Source organism: Planotetraspora kaengkrachanensis, from assembly GCF_016862895.1.
Classification (GTDB): Bacteria; Actinomycetota; Actinomycetes; order Streptosporangiales; family Streptosporangiaceae; genus Planotetraspora; species Planotetraspora kaengkrachanensis.
In genome coordinates, this window is record NZ_BONV01000004.1 from 90,445 (window position 1) to 111,188 (window position 20,744).

Genomic DNA, 20,744 nt, shown 5'->3' on the forward strand with positions numbered 1-20,744 from the left:
GGCAGAGCCGCGGCCTTCGGTACCGCTGACTCCCGAGAACGGCCTCTGTGGACACCGCTGTCCACACCTGTGGACAACGAATGTGGCCGAGAGCGGGAAATGCCCATTCACCTTGGCCTTCTGCAATCCACAGGTGCCGCCCGGAAAGTCGCTCATCCACAGATGCCGATTCGACGAGAAGCAGGCGACGCGAAATCCAGCAACGTGGCTCCGGTCGCGGGCGGGCGGTCCGCCCCACGGTGTCAGGAGGTCCGATGGTCAGCCGGAGAGCGGAGCCCACATCCCCCCGCGTGGAGCCGACGCACCTTGAGGAAGGCGAGGGGAGGGCCTTCCCGTCCCTCTCACGGGTGCGGTGGAGGCTCGCCGCCATGGCCGAACCGTTCGGACGTGCGGTCGGCCGTCCGGTCGTCAGGGCACGGACATCCGGAGCCCCGAGAACGGTCGGCGCCGTCCAGGCGGCGATTAGGTGGGTGGGAGTCCAGTGGACGCTCACCGCCTGCGCCGGGGGTAGGGCCACAGACCGGGCGAGGGCACAGGCGGGCGCGCCGGCCGACGCCCGTGCCGAGGCTCATCCGGAGGCCCATTCCGAGGCCCATTCCGAGGCCCATTCCGAGGCCCGTGCCGACGCACGTGCCGAGTGCCATCCCAGCGCTGACGCCGACGCCGACGCCGACGTCGCCGTCCGGCCCGCCGCCGGTCCGGTCGCCCGTTCGCGGTTCGCGGGAGGGCCACTCATGAGTGCCCGTGCGAGAGCCGAAGCCGGCATGTCGACGGCGGAGTACGCCGTGGGGACGATCGCCGCCTGCGGGTTCGCCGCGCTGCTGTTCAAGATCGTGACCAGTGCGGAGGTCAGGTCGATGCTCTCCGCTCTGATTCAGAAGGCACTCAAACTGGCCGGCTGAGCGGGGGCCTGACGAGTCGCAGGAAGTCCGGAGGAGGAGTTGAGAGTGCCGAACATCGTGGCGTCCCGGATGGTGGGCGTTCCCGGGAGGGGCACCTTCGCCGAACAGGTCTCGGCAGGCTCGGGAAGTCCCGCGAGCGCCTTCGCCTATACGGGTGCGGCAGTTACGCGAGCGCCGGGCGGTGTTCTCGCCGGGACGGGTGCGAGAGCAACGGGTGCTCCGCCCGGCGCACAGGCCGCGACGACTGTTGCGGGCCATGGGCGTACGGCGGGCGTGGGCCGTTCGATGCGGGAGCGGGGCTCGGTGACGGCGGAGACGGCCGTCGCGCTTCCTGCGCTGGTGGTCGTGCTTGCCGCAGCCCTCTGGGCAATCGCCGTCGTCGGTGCGCAGTTCCAATGCGTGGACGCGGCCCGGGCGGGTGCCCGGGCCGCCGCACGGGGCGAGCCTGCCGATGCGGTCCGTGAGGCCGTCGCGCGCTCGGCTCCCGCGAACGCGAGGGTCGACGTCTCCTCCGACGCGGAGGTGGCCCGTGTCCAGGTAACCGTCCGGGTCGAGCCCGGATGGGGCCCGGTGTCGCCCGGCGTCGACGTGAGCGCGTCGGCCGTGTCCGCACTCGAGCCGGGCGTGGAGCCATGAGGCGCCGTGGACGGCGGGACCAGGGGTCGGCGACGGTGTGGATGGTCGCGGTTGTGGCCGTGGTCTGGCTCACGACCATGGCCGTCGTGGACGTCGGTGTCGCCCGGGTGGCCGGGCTACGTGCTCAGAGCGCGGCCGACCTCAGCGCGCTGGCGGCGGCGGCCCAGGCGACATTCGCGCAGGGGGAGGCCTGTGCGCGGGCGCGGACCGTGGCGACCGCCAACGGGGCGCGGGCGCATCGGTGCTCGATCTCGGGGGGAATCGCCACGGTCTCGGTCTCCGTGCGTTTCGCGCTTCCCCTTTTCGGTACTCGTACGGCTGTCGCGGTGGCGAAGGCCGGGCCGGTCGGTCCGAGACTGTGAGTGGCCGATGGCTCTGTCCTATGTCCGGCTTCGTAGTGGTTTACAACGCCACGTGACCGTGAGTATTCGTCGCAATAGAATCACGACTTCTTGGACGCGGAGTCCAAGAAGTGGACGACTGGCTATGGTTTCCACTACTCCCGGTCATTCTGAAGATTCCTCGGGATCGGGATCCTGGCCGTTCTTGACGGAGGGATGGGCCGTGATCGCGCTTCGCAGCCTGGCCGTGGCGGCGGGGGTCGTGCCGCTCGCGACGATGTCCGTGGTGCTGGCCGGCGCCGCTTCGGCGAGTGCGGCTCCCAGCGGCATCACCTCGCCATCGCCGGGAGCGGTCATCAAGACCACGGATCCGGTGACGATCTCGGCTCAGACCGGCCTCCTGCAGCTGAGCATGGGCCTCTATGTCGAAGGGCCGTCCGTATCCCGCAAGAGGGTCGCCCAAGGCGGTCTCAACCAGACGATCAAGGGCTCGTTCGATCCCGGGTCCGCCCCCAACGGCGTCTTCACGGTGTCCCTCCGCGGAGAGATCACGAAGAAGACCTACAAGACGGCCACCTTCACCCTCAGCCGGCCCCCGGCCGCGCCCTCGGCCGTCGACGCCGAGCTCACGGGCCCGTCGAACGTGGCCGTCACGTGGGCCGAGGGTTCCGAACCCGACCTGCGCTCCTACGTGGTCTCCGACACGGCGACGGGGAGGTCGCAGACCATCCCGGTGGGGACGGCATGCTCGAGTTCGCCGTGCCACGCCACCCTCGCGGTTCCTGCGGGGACGGCCGGCAGTCGAGTCGGGTTCTCCGTCCAGGCGGTGCGTGCCGACGGCCAGGGTGGCACCGTCGGCTCGGGCGGATCCGCGGTCTCCTACGTGACCATGCCGGCCGCGCCGCCGTCGGCGCCGACCGCGACATCCCCGGCGACATCCCCGGCGACATCCCCGGCGACATCCCCGGCGACATCCCCGGGGACCTTGCCGGGGACCTCGCCTTCCACGGCGTCTCCCGGCTCTGCGCAGGGTTCGACGAACGCGACCGGGTCGCAGTCCCTCCAGCGACTCACCGGGAGCACCTCGAAGACGGGTCTCACGCTGCCCGATGCAGACGACGCGAGCCCACCCGAGGTCGCGCCTCCCGCTTCCACGGCGAGCGAACCGATGCTGGAGCCGTCCAGCTCACTGCTCAGCGGTCCCGGCATCGGCATCCTGCTCGCGCTTGTCGGTGTGCTGCTGCTCGTGGGCGCTCACGTGCGCGGCCGGTTGAAGCGCCACAAGGGGGCATTCGCCGGCGCCGGTGCTCTGGCGGCGCTACCGGTCGGCGCCGGTGGGAGCGTCCCTCGGACCGAGGGGGCGGGCGGGCGAGTCTGGAAGGGCGGGCTGCGCGCAGTCACCGCGGGTGCCGCCGGGGGTGGAACCGGTGTGCCGGCCCTGGCGCCGACCGCGGTCCGCAGGCTCCCGGGTCTCGCGCCGACGGCGTCAGGGAACTCCGCGACGGCCACATGGGGACTGGTCAGGGGCACCGCCGCCACGATCGCGAGGCGTCCCTCCATCGTGCTCGCCGCTAGCGGGGACCGCAGGCCGCCGACCGTGCTCATGGCCTCCGCCGAATCTGTGGACGCCGACCGGACCGGCCCTCTCGAGCGGGTTCCGGCACGCGAGGGCGAACAGGGCAGGTTCGACCGGCCGGCAGAGGGCGAATGGATCGGTGACGACGACGATCCCTACACCGGGCGGCGCCGCCGGGAACCGTGAGCAGGCGACCGTGAGCCTGGCCCGGACCCCGAGCCTGGAACTCGAGCCTGGAACTCGAGCCTGTGCGCGAGCGGGCACAGACTTCTGAGCGCGGGAGTGAGACGCGCCGATCAGGAGCCCAGTAGCACGCCGAGGAGGCGGAGGGCGCCGGCCTTGTCGAGAGGCTCGTTGCCGTTTCCGCACTTGGGCGACTGAATGCAGGACGGGCAGCCTCTCTCGCACTCGCAGGAGGAGATCGCCTCACGGGTCGCCGAGAGCCAGTCGGCCGCCTTGGCGTATCCGCGCTCGGCGAACCCCGCGCCGCCCTCATGCCCGTCGTAGACGAAGACGGTGAGCAGCCCCGTGTCGGGGTGGAGTTCGGTCGAGACCCCGCCGATGTCCCACCGATCGCAGGTGGCGAACAACGGGAGCAGGCCGATCGAGGCGTGCTCGGCCGCGTGGGCCGCCCCGCCCAGATCGATCGGCTTGCCGTCCGGGTCCGACACGAGAGGCGTGAGGACGGAGGAAGGCAGAGTCCACCAGACCGCGCGCGTGCGCAGTGTCCGGGGCGGCAGGTCGAGGGGCTCCTCGCCGAGCATCTCGCCGGTCTGGTGTCGCCGCTTGAGATAGGAGACCACCTGGCGGGTGACCTCGACGGACCCGAAATGCAGCTCCCCGGGGCCGAATGACTGCGAACGCAGCGACTCCATCACGCGGATGTCCGTCACGTCCCTGGCGAAGGTCGAATAGTCGGGCTCGGCCGCGGACACCAGGGCGACGCCCGCGTCGAGTTCCAGTTCCTCGACCACGAAGGTCTCGCCCTGGTGCAGGTAGACCGCCCCGGTATGCACCGTGGTGTGCGCCGACGACTCGTCGACCGTGCCGAGCAGCCGCCCGGTCCCGGACTCGACCACCTGGATCGGGCTACCGCCGGATCCTCTGATGTCGGCGAGATCGGCGGCCCGGCTCCGGCTCGTCCAGAACCATCCGGTCGTGCGGCGGCGCAGCAGCCCGCGGGCCACGAGATCATCGAGCGCGTCCCGGGCGGCAGGGCCGAAGACCTCGAGGTCGTCGTCGGTGATCGGGATCTCGGCCGCGGCGGCGCAGAGATGAGGCGCGAGCACGTATGGATTGTCCGGATCGAGCACGATGGCCTCCACCGGACGGCCGAACAGCGCCTCCGGATGGTGGACCAGATAGGTGTCCAGCGGGTCGTCGCGCGCGATCAGCACGGCGAGGGCGTCCTGGCCGGCGCGCCCGGCCCGGCCCGCCTGTTGCCAGAGGGAGGCGCGGGTGCCCGGCCATCCGGCGATGAGGACGGCGTCGAGGCCGGAGACGTCCACACCGAGTTCGAGCGCGTTGGTCGTCGCCAGACCGACGAGGGCTCCCGAACGCAGTGCCTTCTCCAGCACGCGCCGGTCGTCGGCCAGGTAGCCCGCGCGGTAGGCCGCGACCCGATCGGCCAACCGGCCCGCCGGCGCTTCACCGAGCGGGCCGGCGTCCTGCTCACGCCCGCCTCGGCCCGTGAGCGGCTCCCCGCCGAGGGGGCCGCCGCCCGGCGCGTGCTCCTTGAGTTCACCGCCGGGAGCCAGGGCGGGCTCCTCGAGTTCCGTGCCGAGCGCGAGGGCGGGCTCCTCGAACGCCTCCGTCCGTCGTCCTGCCAGATCCGGGAGGGGCGCGGCGTCCGCGCGCGGATCGTGGGGCGGGGCCGATTCCGACAGCTCGGCCGCCCACGGCAGGGCGAGCCCGTCGGCGGCCTCCATCTCCTCCAGGTTGCGCCTCGCGGTGAGAGCGACCGTCTCGGCGGCGCGTCTCGACCGTACGAACGCCAGAGTCCGCACGTCCTCGATCACGAGATCCGACAGGAGGTCGGCCGCCTCGGCGGTCGCCGTACGCCGGACGGGTGCGCCGCCCTCGCCCCGCAGATCGGTCAGAGGGGGCTCCCACAACGCGAAGGTGGTCGAACCCCGAGGGGAGGCGTCCGTCGTCACCTCGGCCATTTCAAGGCCCGTCAGGCGCATTCCCGCGAGGGCGGGCTCGCTCGCGGTCGCCGAGGCCAGCAGGAAAACGGGCCGAGAGCCGTATTTGGCGGACACGCGGCGCAGCCGGCGCAGGATCTGGGCGACATGTGAGCCGAAGACGCCCCGGTAGCCGTGGCACTCGTCCACCACGACCAGCCGCAGGCGTCGCCAGAAAGACGACCACGACGCGTGCCGGGGCAGGATCGACCGGTGCAACATATCGGGATTTGTCAGGACATAGTTGGCATGCTGGCGAACCCACTGCCGCTCCTCGGCGGGGGTGTCGCCGTCGAAGGTGGCCGGGCGGACCTGGGCCAGCCGCAACCCTCTGACGGTCCTGAGCTGGTCGGCCGCCAGGGCCTTGGTCGGGGTCAGGTAGAGCACCGTGCCGCCGGAGAAGATCTCCGTGACCGCCGGAACCAGGTAGGCCAGGGATTTTCCCGAGGCGGTCCCTGTGGCGATGATCACGTTTCGGCCACGGTGAACATGTTCGGCGGCCTCGAGCTGATGCTCCCAGAGGCCGGAGAGGCCCTGGTTCTCCAAGCGCGTAATCAGCAGTTCAGGAGCCCAATCCGGCCAACGGGCTTGACCTGCCTGACGTGCTGGAACATGCTCCACATGGGTGACACGCCGCTGGCGTGCGGGAACGGCGAGCAGGCGGTCGAGAAGACCGCCTGATCGTTCCGAGGGAGAAGTAATCGGAGTCACTGGTTTCCAGTTTGCCATCTGCGGGGAGAGTCGCCCGGAGTCGTGATTTCGTATAGACACGGAGTCGGAGCGTGGTTGAATGCCGCGCGTCAGGGTCAGTGGTCCTGGGGCTACCAGGATGCACGACTCGCATCGAAGACCTACGCAAGTACGGCGCTGGAGGATCTGTGGATCTGAAGTTGGACCACCATTCCGAAGACAGTCTCACCATCGTCGACGTCGAGGGTGAGATCGATGTCTACACCGCGCCCAGACTGCGTGAGCTGCTGATCGACCTGGTCAACAAGGGCAACTTCCACCTGCTCGTCAACATGGAGAAGGTGGACTTCCTCGACTCGACCGGCCTTGGTGTGCTGGTCGGCGGGCTCAAGCGGGTCCGGGCGCACGACGGGTCACTCGAACTCGTCTGCACGCAGGAGCGCATTCTGAAGATCTTCCGGATCACCGGTCTCACGAAGGTCTTCGGCATCTACGCCTCGGTGGAAGAGGCCAAGGAAGCCCACGGCCGGGACAAGTGACGGCCGAGGAGCCAACATGGCCACCGTCGAATTGACGTTCAGCGCCCTGCCGGCGCACGTGCGTACGGCGCGGCTGGTCGCGACGGCCATCGCACGGCGCACCGGGGTGGCTGAGGCGATCTTGGACGAGGTCCGTCTCGCCGTCGGAGAGGCGTGCTCGCGGGCGGTGGAGGCCCATCGCCTCCACTGCCCGGGTGAGCCTGTCCGCATCGAGTTACGCGACGACGCGGGCAGGTTCGAGGTGACCGTCAGCGACGCCGCTCCGAGCGAGGAGCCGAAGCCGTACGTCCTGGATGCCGACGGCGGTTCCGAGCCCGACGACATGGCGGACCTGGGTGTCGCGGTCATCGCAGGCCTGGCGGACGACGTCGAAGTGCTGCCCGGCCCCAAGGGCATGCAGATCAGGATGAGCTGGCCCGCCTCGGCCAACGGACTCGCGGCGATCTGACCGGTCGGCAGGTGCTCCGCCCCCGGATGCGGGGACGGTCTTCCCCACGCCTTCGCCGGCTGGACCTCTGGCGCCTTCCCCGATCGACCCCTGTCGAGATGTCCTTCCCCTGAGGGCACCACGCTGCGTGACCACACCGGCACCGGCCGATTGCCGCCGTGATGCCTCGGCCGAGTGCGCCCGGTGGGACCCCGCACAGGGCGTGGGCGGCCGCCAGGCACTCCCGCACGGCGAGGGCAGGCCGCCCAGGGGCGCCACGGCGAGAGCGGCCGCCAGGCACTCCCGGTCGTCCCCGCAGGTCCCTGTCGGCGGCGCCGAGGAGCGCCTCTGCCTGCTGCGAGCAGCCCCTGATCCAGCGCGGAGCGCCTGATCCTTTCGAGCGCCCGCAACAAGGGCTACGGACCCGGCCGAAAAGAGTCTGTCCGTAATTGGAGAATCGGTCACTACTGGTGACGGTGTGGCGGACATCGATGTTTGAGCCCATTATGGATAGCTGAAATCTCGCATTTAAGGCCTGCCGTAACAGGAGTGACGCGCGAGGCCGACATCCTGACTTACCTGGTCAAAAGGACCACCGGCCGGGGCAAAGCTTGCTCCATTACTGGACGTGGTCCTAATTACCGAGGCGAGAGGCCTTCATATCCGTGGCGTCGCTGCGTAGACTCCCGGCACCGGCCAAGGTATTGCGGATGCAACCGGAAGCGGCACTTGCCAATAACCCGGAAGTGCGTCGCACCGGCAGGTACACCGTCAGCAGCGCCCTCCGGGCAGAATCCAAACCCGTCTGGCCGAGGAGGACGGATGTCTGCCTATCTAGCCGCTGGCGAAAGCACAGCGGTGGCACTTAGCGGTTCCCATCTCACGCTCGTCGTCGTAGTGGCGGCTGTGGCCCTGCTGGCCCTCGCCGTCGCCGGCGGACTGGTGCGAGAGGTACTCGCCGCTGGTCAGGGCACCGAACGCATGCAGAACATCGCGCATGCCGTACAGCAGGGTGCCGCCGCATATCTCACCCGGCAGTTCCGGACGCTCGCCGTATTCGTCATCATCATTCCGTTCCTGCTGTTCCTGTTGCCCGCGGATTCGACCAGCGTGGCCATCGGCCGGTCGGTCTTCTTCGTGATCGGCGCGGTCTTCTCCGCGCTGACCGGATTCATCGGCATGTGGCTCGCCGTGCGCGGAAACGTGCGCGTGGCGGCCGCCGCCCGCGAGTCGGGCGAGAAGCTCGCGATGCGGATCGCGTTCCGCACCGGTGGCGTGGCCGGCATGTTCACCGTCGGCCTCGGCCTGCTCGGCGCGGCGATCGTCGTGATCGTCTACAAGAGCGACGCTCCGAGCGTGCTCGAGGGCTTCGGCTTCGGCGCCGCGCTACTCGCGATGTTCATGCGTGTCGGCGGCGGCATCTTCACCAAGGCGGCCGACGTCGGCGCCGACCTCGTCGGCAAGGTGGAGCAGGGCATCCCCGAGGACGACCCGCGCAACGCGGCCACGATCGCCGACAACGTGGGCGACAACGTCGGCGACTGCGCCGGCATGGCGGCCGACCTGTTCGAGTCGTACGCCGTCATGCTCGTGGCGAGCCTGATCCTCGGCAAGGCGGCCTTCGGCACAGAAGGCCTGGTCTTCCCGCTGATCGTTCCGATGATCGGTGTCATCACCGCCATCATCGGAATCTTCACGACCGCGCCCCGCAGCGGCGACCGGTCCGGCATGGCGGCGATCAACCGCGGCTTCTTCATCTCGGCGGGGATCTCGGCCGTCCTCGTGGCGGTCGCGGCCTTCGTGTACCTGCCCTCGAGCTTCTCCGAGCTGAGCGGGGTCAGCCCCGCCATCGCCGGGCTCAGTTCCGACCCGCGCCTGATCGCCATCGGCGCGGTGCTGATCGGTCTCGTGCTGGCCAGCGCGATCCAGATCCTCACGGGCTACTTCACCGAGACCAACCGCCGTCCCGTGCGGGAGATCGGCGAGAGCTCCCGCACCGGCCCGGCCACCGTGATCCTGTCCGGCATCTCCGTCGGCCTGGAGTCCGCGGTCTACTCGGCGCTGCTGATCGGCGCCGCCGTCTACGGGGCGTTCCTGCTCGGCTTCGGCAACGTGACCGTGGCCCTGTTCGCCGTCGCCCTCGCGGGCACCGGCCTGCTGACCACAGTCGGCGTCATCGTGTCCATGGACACCTTCGGGCCGGTCTCCGACAACGCGCAGGGCATCGCCGAGATGTCCGGCGACGTGGAGGGCGAGGGCGCCCGGGTGCTCACCTCCCTCGACGCGGTCGGCAACACCACCAAGGCCATCACCAAGGGCATCGCGATCGCGACGGCCGTGCTCGCCGCGACCGCGTTGTTCGGCTCGTTCCGTACGGCGGTCGAAGGGGAACTGGCCCGGGCGACCCAGGGCGTCAAGGAGGCGCTGGGCCCGTTCGCGAACTTCAACCTGTCGGTGGACTCGCCCAACGTCCTCGTCGGCCTGATCGTCGGCGCGGCGGTGGTCTTCCTGTTCTCCGGCCTGGCCATCAGCGCCGTCGGACGGGCGGCCGGGCGGGTCGTCTACGAGGTCCGCGAGCAGTTCCGCACCAAGCCGGGGATCATGGACGGTACGGAGCTGCCCGAATACGGCCGCGTGGTCGACATCTGCACCCGTGACTCGCTGCGTGAGCTGGCCACGCCCGGTCTGCTCGCCGTCCTCACCCCGATCGCCGTCGGCTTCGCCCTCGGGTACGCGCCGCTCGGCGCCTATCTCGCGGGCGCGATCGCGGCCGGCACGCTGATGGCGGTGTTCCTGGCCAACTCCGGCGGCGCCTGGGACAACGCCAAGAAGCTGGTCGAGGATGGTCACCACGGAGGCAAGGGTTCGCCCTCCCACGAGGCGACGATCATCGGTGACACGGTCGGCGACCCGTTCAAGGACACCGCCGGCCCGGCGATCAACCCGCTGATCAAGGTGATGAACCTGGTCGCGCTGCTGATCGCTCCGGCCGTCGTCACCTACGCCGACAACGCAGCGGTCCGCATCGGCGCGACCGTGGTCGCCGTCGCGGTCGTCGTGGGCGCGGTCGTCGTTTCGAAGCGGAGGGCCGTCGCCGCCCCCGCCGCGGACGACAACGACCACGAGAAGCAGGCTCCGCAGCCCGTCGGAAGCTGAGTCGTCCGATATCCGGAACCGTGCCGAGAGGGTCCCCCATGACCATGGGGGACCCTCTCTCCATACACTGGGCTGTTATGGACGAACCCTCCGGAGGCCGGGGTCTGGCGATGATCCTGCTGGGCATGCTGGCGATGTTCGCGGTGATCGTCGGCCTCGCCGTATGGGCGGCGGGATGACGCCCGCGGGTGCCGCCGCCACGCCGGCGCCACCCGCCCAAGCCTGATCAGTTACGAACGATCTTGACGAACGCGTCGCAGAAGGCGGTCCGGTGAAGACGCTCATCGTGGTGAGACACGCCAAGGCCGTGCATGTCGCCGGTCTGGCCGACCGGGAGCGCGGGCTCACGGCGCGGGGGGAGCGCAACGCCCGGGAGGCGGGCGATCTGATCAGGCCCCTCGAACCGGGTCTCGTCGTCTCCTCTCCGGCCGTCCGCACGCGCCGGACGGCCGAACTGCTCGGCCTGGACGCCCCCATCGACTTCGAGGGGAGCATCTACGAGGCCTACCCCGACGACCTGCTCGAGGTGCTCCGCCGTACGGATCCCGAGGTGGACACCCTGGTGCTCGTGGGTCACAACCCCGGAGTCCACGAGCTCGTGCTGAGCCTGACCGGGACCGATATCGACCGCTTCCCGACAGGAGCCTTCGCCGTGATCGAGCTTCCGGCGCCCTGGGAGGAGGCCGTGCCCGGGGCCGGCCGTCTGGTCCGCACGCACCATCCCTGATCCCGGCAGGAGGACGATCTGCGCCTACTGCTCGTCAACACCGTCCGAGCGCTGCGGCCCGCGGATACCCGGCTCGCGCTCGGATTCGGGTTGACCGGGGCCGTCTCCCTGGTGATCCCCCTGGTCGTCGGCGTCGTCACCGGGCATCCGATCGGCGGGGCCACCGTCGGTCTGGGCGCTTGGCTGGTGGCGAGCAGGGCCATTCTCGACCCGGCCCGGGTGAGCAGGACGTTCATGCTCGGCGTGGTGGCGTCGCTCGGGGCGGGCACCGTCCTCGGAATCGTCATCTCGGGCGAGGGCTGGCTGATCGTGCCGACCGCCTCGGCGCTCGCCGGCCTCGGCGTGCTGGTGCGGCGCATCGGCATCACGGCCGCGCTCACCCTGCTGCTCACGGCGGCCAACCCGCTGCCTCTCGACCCTCTCCCGCACACGGGCCTTCAGGTGCTCGGCGGTCTGCTGTCCGCGATGCTGCTCACCCTTCCCTGGCCGTGGCGGCGGGCGCGGCCGCTGTCGGTGTCGTTGTCCCAGACCGCCGAGGCGCTGGCCGACCTGATGGAGGCCGCGGCGGATCCGGGGCTCGATCCCCGTGATTGGGACGATCGCCGTCGCAAGGCCGGCGACTCGCTCGCCGAGGCCCGGGTCATCTATGCCCGGCATCGGTGGCAACGCCGGTCACAGCCGGCCGAGAAGGTGACCACGGCGCTTCGGCGGGTGTTCTACGAGACGGTGGCCGCACACGCCATGTTCGTCTCGGTGCATGACCGGGCCCCAGCGGCGGTGGAGACGGTCGGGGCGGCGGATCTGACGCGTTCCCTCGCCCGGAGCCTGCGCTCCTTCATCGGGGAGGGGCTCGCCGTCGAGGACCCGCTTCCGGGCTATGAGGCCCGGGTGAACGAGCTGCGCGCGGATCGCCCGCACGGGGAGCGGGAGCTGCTGGTCCTGGTCCTGCTGCGGCAGATCGGGCACTGCGCCGACCGCGTCAGGAAGTCCCTTACGGCCGCGGAGGAGGCCGCCAGGGAGCTCCATGCCACCCGCAACGTGCTTCCCGCCCTCACGGCACGGCCCAAACCGCCTCCGGAGATCCGCCTGTCGCTCGACTTCGACGACCCCCGGGTCAGGCACGCCTTGCGCGCCCTGCTCGGCACGGCGTTCGCCTCCGCGATCATCGTGCTGTTCAAGCCGCCCCACCCGCACTGGCTGGTCATCGCCGTCCTCGTGACCCTCCAGCCGACGTACGGCGAGACGCGTGCCCGGGTGTGGGCGCGCATCGGGGGCAGCACGGCGGGCGGGCTCGTCACGGTGGGGATCCTCCACTTCCATCCGAGCCTCTGGTGGCTGTCCGCGCTGATCGGAGCGTGCGCGGCGCTCGCCTTCGGGATGGCGTCGGTCCACCAGGCCTACTGGTCGACGTTCATGACCATGTGCGTGTTGCTGCTCATCGACTTCCAGTTGCGGGGGGGCACCGCGGTCGTGGAGTCGCGCATCGTGCTGACCATCCTCGGCGGGCTGATCGCCGTCGGCTGTACGCGCCTGTTGTGGCCGCGGGGGGAGACCGTACGGCTGGCCCACCGGGTCGTCAGGATGCTCAGGGGGCATGCCGCGGCCGCCCGTACGCTTGCTGCGGTGAGCCGGGGCAAGTCGTCCTCGGAGAAGGCCGAGACCAGGATCAGGCAGGCCGAGCTGGACGCGGACGCGGTGGCCCGGTCCCTGGACTACATCGCGCACGAGCCCGGCGGGACGGCGCCGCACGCCGTCGAGGAGGCCGTCGACGTCGCCCAGCGGGTCAGGGACGACCTGATGTCCGTCACCTCGGTGCTGCGAGACGAGCCGGGGGATCCAGGCCACGTTCCCGATGTGCTCGAGACGGTGGCGGTGCGGCTTGATGCGGCGGCGCAGGCCGTCCAGACCGGCGAGCCGTTCGAGTTCACGGGCGACGTGGACTGTGAGCTGGCGGTGATGGCCGCTTCGGTGGGGCGGCTCGCGGAGCGGCGCCTCACGGAGCTGGACGCCGACCCGAGTGACACGCGTACCGAAGTGCGGCGAGCCCTCGTCCGGACGGCCGCGGCCGACCAGGCCCTGCGGTCGCTGGGGGCGGACACCGTCCGCCTGTGCGACGCCGCCACGTCCGCGTTCGCCCGTGTGACACCAGAGGCGGCCGTGGCCGCCTGAGAACCCGTCACGGGCGTGGCGCGCCGCTCAGTCCCGGTGCTCAGTCCCAGCGGGAGGCCACGCCGTCCTCGGCGTCGGCGGCCTCCACCTCGTCACGGGAGATCCCGAGAAGGTACAGGATCGAGTCGAGATAGGGCACGTTGAGCGCGGTGTCGGCCGCCTGCCGTACGACCGGCTTGGCGTTGAAGGCGATGCCGAGGCCTGCGGCGGCGAGCATGTCGAGATCGTTGGCGCCGTCGCCGATCGCCACGGTCTGGCTGAGGGGGACGCCCGCCTGCGCGGCGAAGCGCTCCAGCGCTCGCGCCTTGCCGGGCCGGTCGACGATCTCGCCGATCACCCGGCCGGTGAGCCTGCCGTCCACGACCTCGAGCGTGTTCGCTGCCGAGTAGTCGATGCCCAGGTCGGCGACCAGGGCGTCGGTGATCTGGGTGAAGCCGCCGCTGACGATGGCGAAGCGGTAGTCGAGGCGCTTGAGCGTCCGGACCAGCGTGCGCGCGCCCGGCGTGAGGACCACTTCCTTGACGACCTTCTCGAAGATCTGCTCGGACAGCCCTTCGAGCAGGGCCACGCGCCGGACCAGCGACTCGGCGAAGTCGAGCTCTCCCCGCATGGCCTCCTCGGTGACCCGGGCGACCTCGTCCAGGCACCCGGCGTGCCGGGCGAGCAGTTCGATGACCTCGCCCTGGATCAGGGTGGAGTCGACGTCCATGACGATGAGCCTTTTGGCGCGGCGGTTGAGGCCGCTGCGCTGGACGGCCACGTCGACCTTCTGCAGCGCCGCCTCGGCGGACAGCTCCGCGCGCAGGGCCTGCGGATCGGCGCCGGAGACGGCCATCTCGATGCAGGTGACCGGGTAGCTCGACAGGCGCTCGATCCGGTCGATGTTGGCGCCGCTCGCCGCCACCCGCCCGGCTATTCCGGCCATGGCGGCGGGCAGCAGGGGCGCGCCGAGCACGGTGACGTGCAGCCGGCCACGCCGCCGCTTCTCCTGCGAGGCCGTGCCGGTCGCGATCTCCAGGTCCATGTCGAGGTCGGCGGCGACCTGCTCGACGGCGGTCCACAGCCCGCCGATGGTGCCGCCGGTGCCCGTGCTCGGTCCCCCGGCGTAGGCGACCAGGACGCCGAGCGTCAGACGTCCGCGGATGACGACCTGTTCCACGTCGGCGACCGTCACGGGAAACCCGGCCAGCACGGTGAACAGCCGAGAGGTGACGCCGGGGCGATCCGGACCGGTCAGCGTGATCAGGAGCGTGCGCTGGTTCACGTTGTTTGAGGTTACTGGGCGATGCCTCCCGGCTGTGCACGAGGTTCACCATGCGGACGCCTCACTGCCGCACGTGTGAGAGATCACAGTCATTTCGGCATGACGTCATGGTCACGGAGACCTTGAGGAAGGACGCGCCCATGACGATCTCCATTGATACCGGTCGTTACACTGTCGGGCTCGCGGAGAGCGCCGCCGATGTCAGAGCCGCCCAACGACTTCGGTATGAGGTGTTCGCCCAGGAGATGGGCGCCGTCCTCGATTCCCCGGTGAGCGGGCTCGACGTCGACGGATTCGACGCGTACTGCGACCACCTGCTGGTACGCGAGGGTGACGCCGTCGTGGGAACCTACCGTCTCCTGCCGCCGGGCCGGTCGGACCGGCTGTACTCGGACGCCGAGTTCGATCTGGCCAATCTGGCGGGCATCCGGGGCAACCTCGTCGAGGTGGGCCGCACCTGCGTGCACCCGGACCACCGCGCCGGCGCGGTCGTCGGCCTCATGTGGGCCGGGATCGCCCGCTACATGATGGAGGGCGGGTACGGCTACCTGACCGGTTGCTGCTCGGTCCCCCTCGACGACGGGGGAGCCGTGGCCGGAGGGGTGCTCGACCAGGTGCCGCTCGGCCCGGAGGAGTACCGCGTCACCCCTCGCAACCCGTGGAAGAAGACCGGCGCGCCGCTGCCCGACCGGTTCGTGCTGCCGGCCCTGCTGCGCGGCTACCTGCGGCTCGGATCCTGGGTCTGCGGGGCCCCCGCACACGACCCGGACTTCCGCAGCGCGGACTTCCTCGTCCTGCTGTCGATGGCCGACGTCGACATGCGCTACCTGCGGCACTTCCTGGGAGACATGCTGTGAGCACCATCGTCCATCTGCCGGTGACCACCTCGCCGTGGTTCCCGGTCTCCCCCTGCATGCCGAGCGAGTGCATGGACCAGCCCAGCGCGGTGGCGGGGCCGCTGCGGCGGGCCGCACGGGTGCTGGGCGCCCTCGTCATCGTCGTCTCCGGCATCCCGCTGGCCTTCGTCGCCCGCATGTGCAGTACGGCCACGCGCAAGCGGTTCACCATGATGTGGTCGCGGATGCTGATCAGGGCGCTGGGCATCAAGATCGAGGCCCTGCGGGGGTTCGCGTTCGTCGGGGGCTCCCTGGAGGCCCGCGCCGTGCCCGAGGGGGAGGGCGGGACGCTGCTCGTCGGCAACCACATTTCCTGGCTCGACCCGATCGTGATCGCCGCCATCACCCCCTGCAGGCTGCTGGCGAAGAGCGAGATCGCCGGATGGCCGGTGATCGGGGCCCTGGCCACGGGCGGCGGTGCGCTGTTCATCGACAGGAACCGCCTGTCCGCCCTTCCTCAGGCGATCGACGCCGTCGCCGTCGCCCTGCGTGAGGGCGACACGGTGGTCGCCTTCCCCGAGGGCACCACGTGGTGCGGGCGCGAGATGGGCACGTTCAGGCCCGCCGTGTTCCAGGCGGCAATCGACGCGGGCGTGCCCGTCCGCCCGATGGCGCTGCGGTTCCGGCAGGGCGAGGAGCTGTCGACGGGGCCGTCGTACGTGGGCGACGACTCGCTGATCGCGTCCATCATGCGGGTCGTCGCCATCAAGGGCCTGGTCGTGGAGGTCACGTTCTTCCCCGGCGTCCAGGTGCCCCGCGGCGGCGATCCGCGCCGCGCGAGGCGGACTCTCGCGAGGATCGCCGAGGCCCAGGTCCGCGCCGGGGTCGTGGAGACGCATCCGCAGGCGGTGGCCGCGTAGCTCCGCCGGGGGATCAGACGATCAGGTGCGCGTCGCCGAACTCGTGCCACAGGTAGCCCTCGTCCAGAGCGGCCCTGTAGGAGCGGGACAGCAGCGGTTCGCCCGCGATCGCCGACAACATCATCAGGTGGCTCGACCGGGGCTCGTGCAGCCCGGTGATCAGGCCGTCGACCGCCCGGACGCCTCCGGCCGGCGTGACGACGTGTGACGTCCATCCCTCGGCCGCCTGGACCGGGCCGTCCAGTGCGGCCGACTCCAGTGCGCGTACGACGGTGGTCCCGACGGCGATGACCCGACCACCGGTCTCCCTCGTCAGGCGCACCAGGTCGGCCGTCCGCCGGGAGACGGAGAACCACTCCGCGTAGGGCGGTTCGTCCTTCTCGGGGGAGGCCACGCCCGTGTGGAGGGTGATCGGGGCGACGGCGACGCCCCGGGAGACGAGGCCCGCCACGAGTTCGGCCGTGAACGGGCGGCCGGCGCTCGGCATCTCCGCGCTGCCCGGTTCCACGGCGAACACCGTCTGGTAGTCGGAGATCGGCCAGTCCCGCCTGACATAGGAGTAGCGGATGGGCACCCCGTGCTCCCGCAGGTACGCGGGGACGTCTCGGTCGAGACGGGCCCGCCACAGCCGGGGCGTCTGCTGTGCGATCAGTCGCAGGGTCGCGCCGCCGGGAAGGGGCAGCCACTCTCCCGGAGCGCCGCCGAGGTAGGGCGCGGTGGAGGTGGACGTAAGGCGCCGGAGTTCGACCAGCCAGTCGCCGGACGGCGTGGTACCCGAGAAGTGGACAGCGAGCCGGTCGAGCCGGACGGCCGCGGCCAGGGTCGCGGAGTTGTTGACGACGAGCAGGTCGCCGGGGCCGAGGATTTCCGGCAGATCCGCGAAGGTGTGATGGGTGATCTCCCCGGTGTCGCGGCGGGAGACGAGCAGGCGCACTCCGTCTCTGCGGAGGCCGCGTGCCTCCGGGGGTTCGTGAGCCTCGCGGACGGGCGGAAGGGCGAAGTCGACGCTCCCGGTGTTCATTCGCGTGCTCCTGTCGTGACGGCGGCGAGCGCCTCCTTGGTGAGGCGCCCGCTCTCCGGGCGGATCGTGACCAGCCGGGCCAGTTCGGCCGCGACGGAGGCCGGGGACGCGGCCGAGGCGGCCTCCTCGGGGCCGACCGCGTCGGCGAGCATGCGGGTGCTCATCTCGCCCGGATCGACCCACCAGACCGCGAGATCCCGCTCCTCGGCGGCGAGAACGTGGGACATCTGGTCGAGGGCGGCCTTCGTGGTGCCGTAGCCGCCCCAGCCCTCGTAGGCCTCGACGGCGGCGTCCGAGGTGATGCCGAGCACCGCGCCCTTCCTTCTGCGCAGGGTGGGCAGCGTCGCCTGGACGAGCGCGAGAGGCGCGATCACGTTGGTCTCGAAGAGCCGGCGCAGCGCGTCGAGCGGGAGGCAGGACAGGGGAGGCAGGGGGACGGGCCCGAGGTCGCCGGCGTTGTTGACCAGCAGGTCCAGCTCCGGTGCGGCGGCCGCCAGCCTGGCGACGTGCGCGGGATCGGTGACGTCGCCGGCGATGGCCGTGGCGTCGAGGTCGAAGGCCGCGGAGAACAGGTCCTCCTCGCCTCGTGCGGTGAGGACCAGGGACCAGCCGTCGTCCGCGAGGGCCTTGGCGAGGGCCAGTCCCAGTCCTCGGGAGGCCCCGGTGATGAGTGCTGTCTTCATGGCCTCACGCTAAAAAGGCGACGCGGCCCGCACATCGGGCCGTGGACCGGGCCCCGGGTCGGCAGATGGGCCTAGGGCCGATGGCCGAGGCCTCCCGCGTGCCGACCGCTTAGGGTGGTCGCGTGCCGGAGGAAACCAGCGAGATCGCCGCGCCCGGCCGGGACGCCGTGCTGCACGCCGTCAGCTCGGCCGTACTGGCCGTCACCCGGCACCTGTCCGTCCGTGAGGTGCTCCAGGTCATCGTGCGGTCGGCGGCGAGGCTTCTCGACGCCCGCTACGCGGCGCTGGGCGTGCCGGACGACCAGGGCGCGTTCGCCGAGTTCGTCGCCGAGGGGATCACGGACGAGCAGTGGGACGCGATCGGCCCGACGCCGCGGCAACACGGCATGCTCGGGGCGATGCTCCGCGAAGGCGCGCCCGTGCGGCTCGCCGACATCCGCAGGGACTCCAGGTTCGAGTACTGGCCCCGGGCCCATCCCGTGCTCAAGGACTTCCTCGGCGTGCCGATCCTGGACGGCGAGCAGGTGCTGGGGATCATCTTCCTGTCCAACAAGAAGGTGCCGGGAGGGTTCACCCAGGCCGACGAGGAACTGCTCACGATGTTCGCCGCCCACGCGGCCATCGCGCTCATCAACGCCCGCCTGTACGAACGCGGCAGGGAGCTGACGGTCGTCGAGGAGCGGACGCGGGTGGCCCGCGATCTCCATGACTCCGTCAGCCAGAAGCTGTTCTCGCTCCGGCTCACGGCGAGGGCGGCCGTTTCGCTGATGCGGTCCGATCCTGAGCGCGCGGCGCGGGAGATCGAGCAGGTGGAGCGGATGGCCGGGGAGGCGATCGCCGAGTTGCGCGCGGTGATCGTCGAGCTCCGCCCGGCCGAGCTCGACAGGCACGGGCTCGTCGAGACCCTCCGTAAGCACGCCGACCTGCTCGACCGCCTGCATCCCGTCTCGGTCTCCTTCACGTTCGAGGGCGCCGAGCCCGGCGAACTGCCGCCGCTGACCGAGATCGCCGTCTTCAGGGTCGCGCAGGAGGCCCTGCACAACTCGCTGCGGCACGCCGCCGCCGCGAGCGTCGCCGTACGGCTCTCGCACGAACCGCCGAGGCTGGTGCTCGAGGTGAGCGACGACGGGAAGGGGTTCGACGACGCCGGCGGGCGCGGGCTGGGCCTCGCCTCGATGAACGAGCGCGCCGAGGCCGCCGGCGGGTCGCTCACCGTGGTCTCGCGGCCCGGCCACGGCACGATGATCCGCTTGGAGGTGCCCGCGTGATCCGGGTGCTGATCGCCGACGACCACCCCGTCGTACGGCAGGGCCTGCGCACGTTCCTCGACGTGCAGGACGACCTCACCGTGATCGGGGAGGCCGCCGACGGCGAGGAGGCGGTGGCGATGGCCGAGTCGCTCTCGCCCGACGTGCTGCTGCTCGACCTCAGGATGCCCGTCCTCGACGGGCTCGGGGCGCTCGGGCGGCTGGAGGGCCGCGGCGTCCGGGTGATCGTCCTGACCTCGGTGAGCGACCCGGTCGACGTGGCCCCCGCGATGCGGGCCGGTGCGTCGGGCTTCCTCTACAAGGACGTCGACCCGGCCGCGCTGGTTCAGGCCATCAGGGCCGTCCACGGCGGCCAGGTCCTGCTCGCGCCGGAGGCCGCGGTGGCCATGCTGACCGGCCAGGCGTCGGCGACGGACGCCGTGGCCGTCCTGACGGAGCGGGAGCTCGAGGTGCTCAGGTTGATCGCCGCGGGCTGTTCCAACCGGGAGATCGCCCGCCACCTCGTCGTGGCCGAGAAGACCGTGAAGACCCACGTGTCCAACGTCCTGATGAAGCTCGGTGTGCAGGACAGGACCCAGGCGGCCCTCTACGCCGTCAGGCACGGCCTCGCGTGACCTAGGTCTGCGGCTGGCCCGACTCGACGATGGCGTGATGGGCGGCCACCCGGGCCCGCCGTACGGCCCTGTCGAGCTCGCGGAAGGCCTCACCGCGCGTCGCGAGCTGCCCGGACGTGAGGCCGCGCTCGTCGGCCAGGCGCAGGGCGAGAGCGAGCCGGGCGGCGAGGGCGCCGACCCGGTGCGCCCGGCCCGGATAACCGGGGGCGAGGGCGTCGTCGACCGTGTCGAGCGCCGGGAAGCCCTGTGCCGGCCCGTCGACGCCGAGCAGCGCCTCGGTGGCCGACCGCATGGCCGCCGACAGCGCCTGCTCGGCCTCGGCGAGCGAAGGAAGGCTCGGCTCCACGGCCGAGGCCGCGCACGCGGTCCAGCGGACGCCCGAGTAGGACGATCCTCTTCTGTCGTCGGCGGGCACGAGGCCGAGGCAGCGCCCCGCGAGGACGGCGACCACGGCCTGGCCGGCGTCGATGGCGGAGCCGTTGAAGGCGGGGGGTCCGGTCAGTCCGAGGGGGTCTCCGGGGATCGGGAGGGCCAGGCGGAACGAGACGAGCCCTTCGACCCGCTGGTCCACGAGGAACGAGCGGAGCGTCGTCTCGCTCGAGTCGACTGCCACCACTTGGGGGCCCGCCGCCCGCTCGACGCGGTCGACGGCCTCGTCCAGACCGACGTGGCCGGCCAGCCAGGCGTTGCCCCACGAAACGAGGATGGCGGAGATCGGTGAATCGATGCGCACCCGATCCACGATAAGTGTTGCGGCCTGTCATAGTTGGTGGAGCATTCACGGGAGGGGGT

At 71.0% G+C, this 20,744-nt stretch carries 18 protein-coding genes; 13 read left to right on the top strand and 5 right to left on the bottom strand.

What is annotated here, in order from left to right; genetic code table 11:
- Nucleotides 1-368 precede the first annotated feature (368 nt).
- The 4 genes from Pka01_RS41445 (at nucleotide 369) to Pka01_RS06860 (ending at nucleotide 3,641) form a co-directional block, all read left to right on the top strand.
- Nucleotides 369-902: a DUF4244 domain-containing protein gene (locus tag Pka01_RS41445; RefSeq protein ID WP_308442209.1), complete on the top strand. Its 534-nt coding sequence runs from the start codon at nucleotides 369-371 to the stop codon at nucleotides 900-902.
- Between the two features lie 45 nt (nucleotides 903-947).
- Nucleotides 948-1,538, top strand: a complete 591-nt coding sequence (locus tag Pka01_RS40640; RefSeq protein WP_239114792.1) for a TadE family type IV pilus minor pilin — start codon at nucleotides 948-950, stop codon at nucleotides 1,536-1,538.
- Nucleotides 1,535-1,900, top strand: a complete 366-nt coding sequence (locus Pka01_RS06855; RefSeq protein ID WP_203881754.1) for an Rv3654c family TadE-like protein — start codon at nucleotides 1,535-1,537, stop codon at nucleotides 1,898-1,900. Before Pka01_RS40640 ends, Pka01_RS06855 begins: the two co-directional genes overlap by 4 nt.
- A 202-nt stretch (nucleotides 1,901-2,102) precedes the next feature.
- A complete protein-coding gene (locus Pka01_RS06860) occupies nucleotides 2,103-3,641 on the top strand; it encodes a hypothetical protein (protein ID WP_203881755.1) in 1,539 nt (512 codons plus the stop codon).
- 110 nt (nucleotides 3,642-3,751) lie between these two features.
- On the opposite strand, the gene Pka01_RS06865 is transcribed toward Pka01_RS06860, so the two are convergent.
- The gene (locus Pka01_RS06865) at nucleotides 3,752-6,367 is read right to left on the bottom strand and encodes a DEAD/DEAH box helicase (RefSeq protein ID WP_239114793.1); all 2,616 of its coding nucleotides are present in this window, start codon (nucleotides 6,365-6,367) and stop codon (nucleotides 3,752-3,754) included.
- A 149-nt stretch (nucleotides 6,368-6,516) separates the two neighbouring features.
- On the opposite strand from Pka01_RS06865, the gene Pka01_RS06870 reads away from it, so the two are divergent.
- The 5 genes from Pka01_RS06870 to Pka01_RS06890 all read left to right on the top strand — a co-directional run bounded on the left by Pka01_RS06870 (nucleotide 6,517) and on the right by Pka01_RS06890 (nucleotide 13,346).
- The gene (locus Pka01_RS06870; RefSeq protein WP_203881757.1) at nucleotides 6,517-6,867 is read left to right on the top strand and encodes an STAS domain-containing protein; all 351 of its coding nucleotides are present in this window, start codon (nucleotides 6,517-6,519) and stop codon (nucleotides 6,865-6,867) included.
- Nucleotides 6,868-6,883: 16 nt separating this feature from the next.
- Entirely contained in the window at nucleotides 6,884-7,315 is a 432-nt protein-coding gene (locus tag Pka01_RS06875) for an ATP-binding protein (RefSeq protein ID WP_203881758.1), read from the top strand.
- A gap of 801 nt (nucleotides 7,316-8,116) precedes the next feature.
- Nucleotides 8,117-10,450: a sodium-translocating pyrophosphatase gene (locus Pka01_RS06880; RefSeq protein WP_203881759.1), complete on the top strand. Its 2,334-nt coding sequence runs from the start codon at nucleotides 8,117-8,119 to the stop codon at nucleotides 10,448-10,450.
- 271 nt (nucleotides 10,451-10,721) lie between these two features.
- The gene (locus tag Pka01_RS06885; protein ID WP_239114794.1) at nucleotides 10,722-11,177 is read left to right on the top strand and encodes a SixA phosphatase family protein; all 456 of its coding nucleotides are present in this window, start codon (nucleotides 10,722-10,724) and stop codon (nucleotides 11,175-11,177) included.
- A gap of 90 nt (nucleotides 11,178-11,267) precedes the next feature.
- Nucleotides 11,268-13,346 (top strand): FUSC family protein, encoded by a 2,079-nt coding sequence (locus Pka01_RS06890; RefSeq protein WP_203881760.1) that lies wholly within the window; start codon nucleotides 11,268-11,270, stop codon nucleotides 13,344-13,346.
- Nucleotides 13,347-13,386: 40 nt separating this feature from the next.
- Here the strand turns inward: Pka01_RS06890 and serB are convergent, their stop codons facing one another.
- Complete coding sequence (serB, locus tag Pka01_RS06895; RefSeq protein ID WP_203881761.1) at nucleotides 13,387-14,610, bottom strand: phosphoserine phosphatase SerB; 1,224 nt, start codon at nucleotides 14,608-14,610, stop codon at nucleotides 13,387-13,389.
- Between the two features lie 140 nt (nucleotides 14,611-14,750).
- On the opposite strand from serB, the gene Pka01_RS06900 reads away from it, so the two are divergent.
- Complete coding sequence (locus Pka01_RS06900; protein WP_239114795.1) at nucleotides 14,751-15,467, top strand: GNAT family N-acetyltransferase; 717 nt, start codon at nucleotides 14,751-14,753, stop codon at nucleotides 15,465-15,467.
- Nucleotides 15,464-16,366, top strand: coding sequence for a lysophospholipid acyltransferase family protein (locus tag Pka01_RS06905; RefSeq protein WP_203881763.1), 903 nt, complete (start codon nucleotides 15,464-15,466; stop codon nucleotides 16,364-16,366). Before Pka01_RS06900 ends, Pka01_RS06905 begins: the two co-directional genes overlap by 4 nt.
- A 13-nt stretch (nucleotides 16,367-16,379) precedes the next feature.
- On the opposite strand, the gene Pka01_RS06910 is transcribed toward Pka01_RS06905, so the two are convergent.
- The gene (locus tag Pka01_RS06910) at nucleotides 16,380-17,387 is read right to left on the bottom strand and encodes an S-adenosylmethionine:tRNA ribosyltransferase-isomerase (protein WP_203881764.1); all 1,008 of its coding nucleotides are present in this window, start codon (nucleotides 17,385-17,387) and stop codon (nucleotides 16,380-16,382) included.
- Nucleotides 17,384-18,070: an SDR family NAD(P)-dependent oxidoreductase gene (locus tag Pka01_RS06915; protein ID WP_203881765.1), complete on the bottom strand. Its 687-nt coding sequence runs from the start codon at nucleotides 18,068-18,070 to the stop codon at nucleotides 17,384-17,386. The genes Pka01_RS06910 and Pka01_RS06915 overlap by 4 nt, the downstream gene beginning before the upstream one ends.
- Before the next feature lie 122 nt (nucleotides 18,071-18,192).
- Between Pka01_RS06915 and Pka01_RS06920 the strand changes: the two genes are divergently transcribed.
- Both Pka01_RS06920 and Pka01_RS06925 read left to right on the top strand, forming a co-directional pair.
- Nucleotides 18,193-19,338 (top strand): GAF domain-containing sensor histidine kinase, encoded by a 1,146-nt coding sequence (locus Pka01_RS06920; RefSeq protein WP_239114796.1) that lies wholly within the window; start codon nucleotides 18,193-18,195, stop codon nucleotides 19,336-19,338.
- Complete coding sequence (locus tag Pka01_RS06925) at nucleotides 19,335-19,952, top strand: response regulator (RefSeq protein ID WP_203881766.1); 618 nt, start codon at nucleotides 19,335-19,337, stop codon at nucleotides 19,950-19,952. Before Pka01_RS06920 ends, Pka01_RS06925 begins: the two co-directional genes overlap by 4 nt.
- A gap of 1 nt (nucleotide 19,953) precedes the next feature.
- Here Pka01_RS06925 and Pka01_RS06930 read toward each other — a convergent pair whose 3' ends face one another.
- Nucleotides 19,954-20,685, bottom strand: a complete 732-nt coding sequence (locus tag Pka01_RS06930) for an Rv1486c family protein (RefSeq protein ID WP_239114797.1) — start codon at nucleotides 20,683-20,685, stop codon at nucleotides 19,954-19,956.
- Nucleotides 20,686-20,744 lie beyond the last annotated feature (59 nt).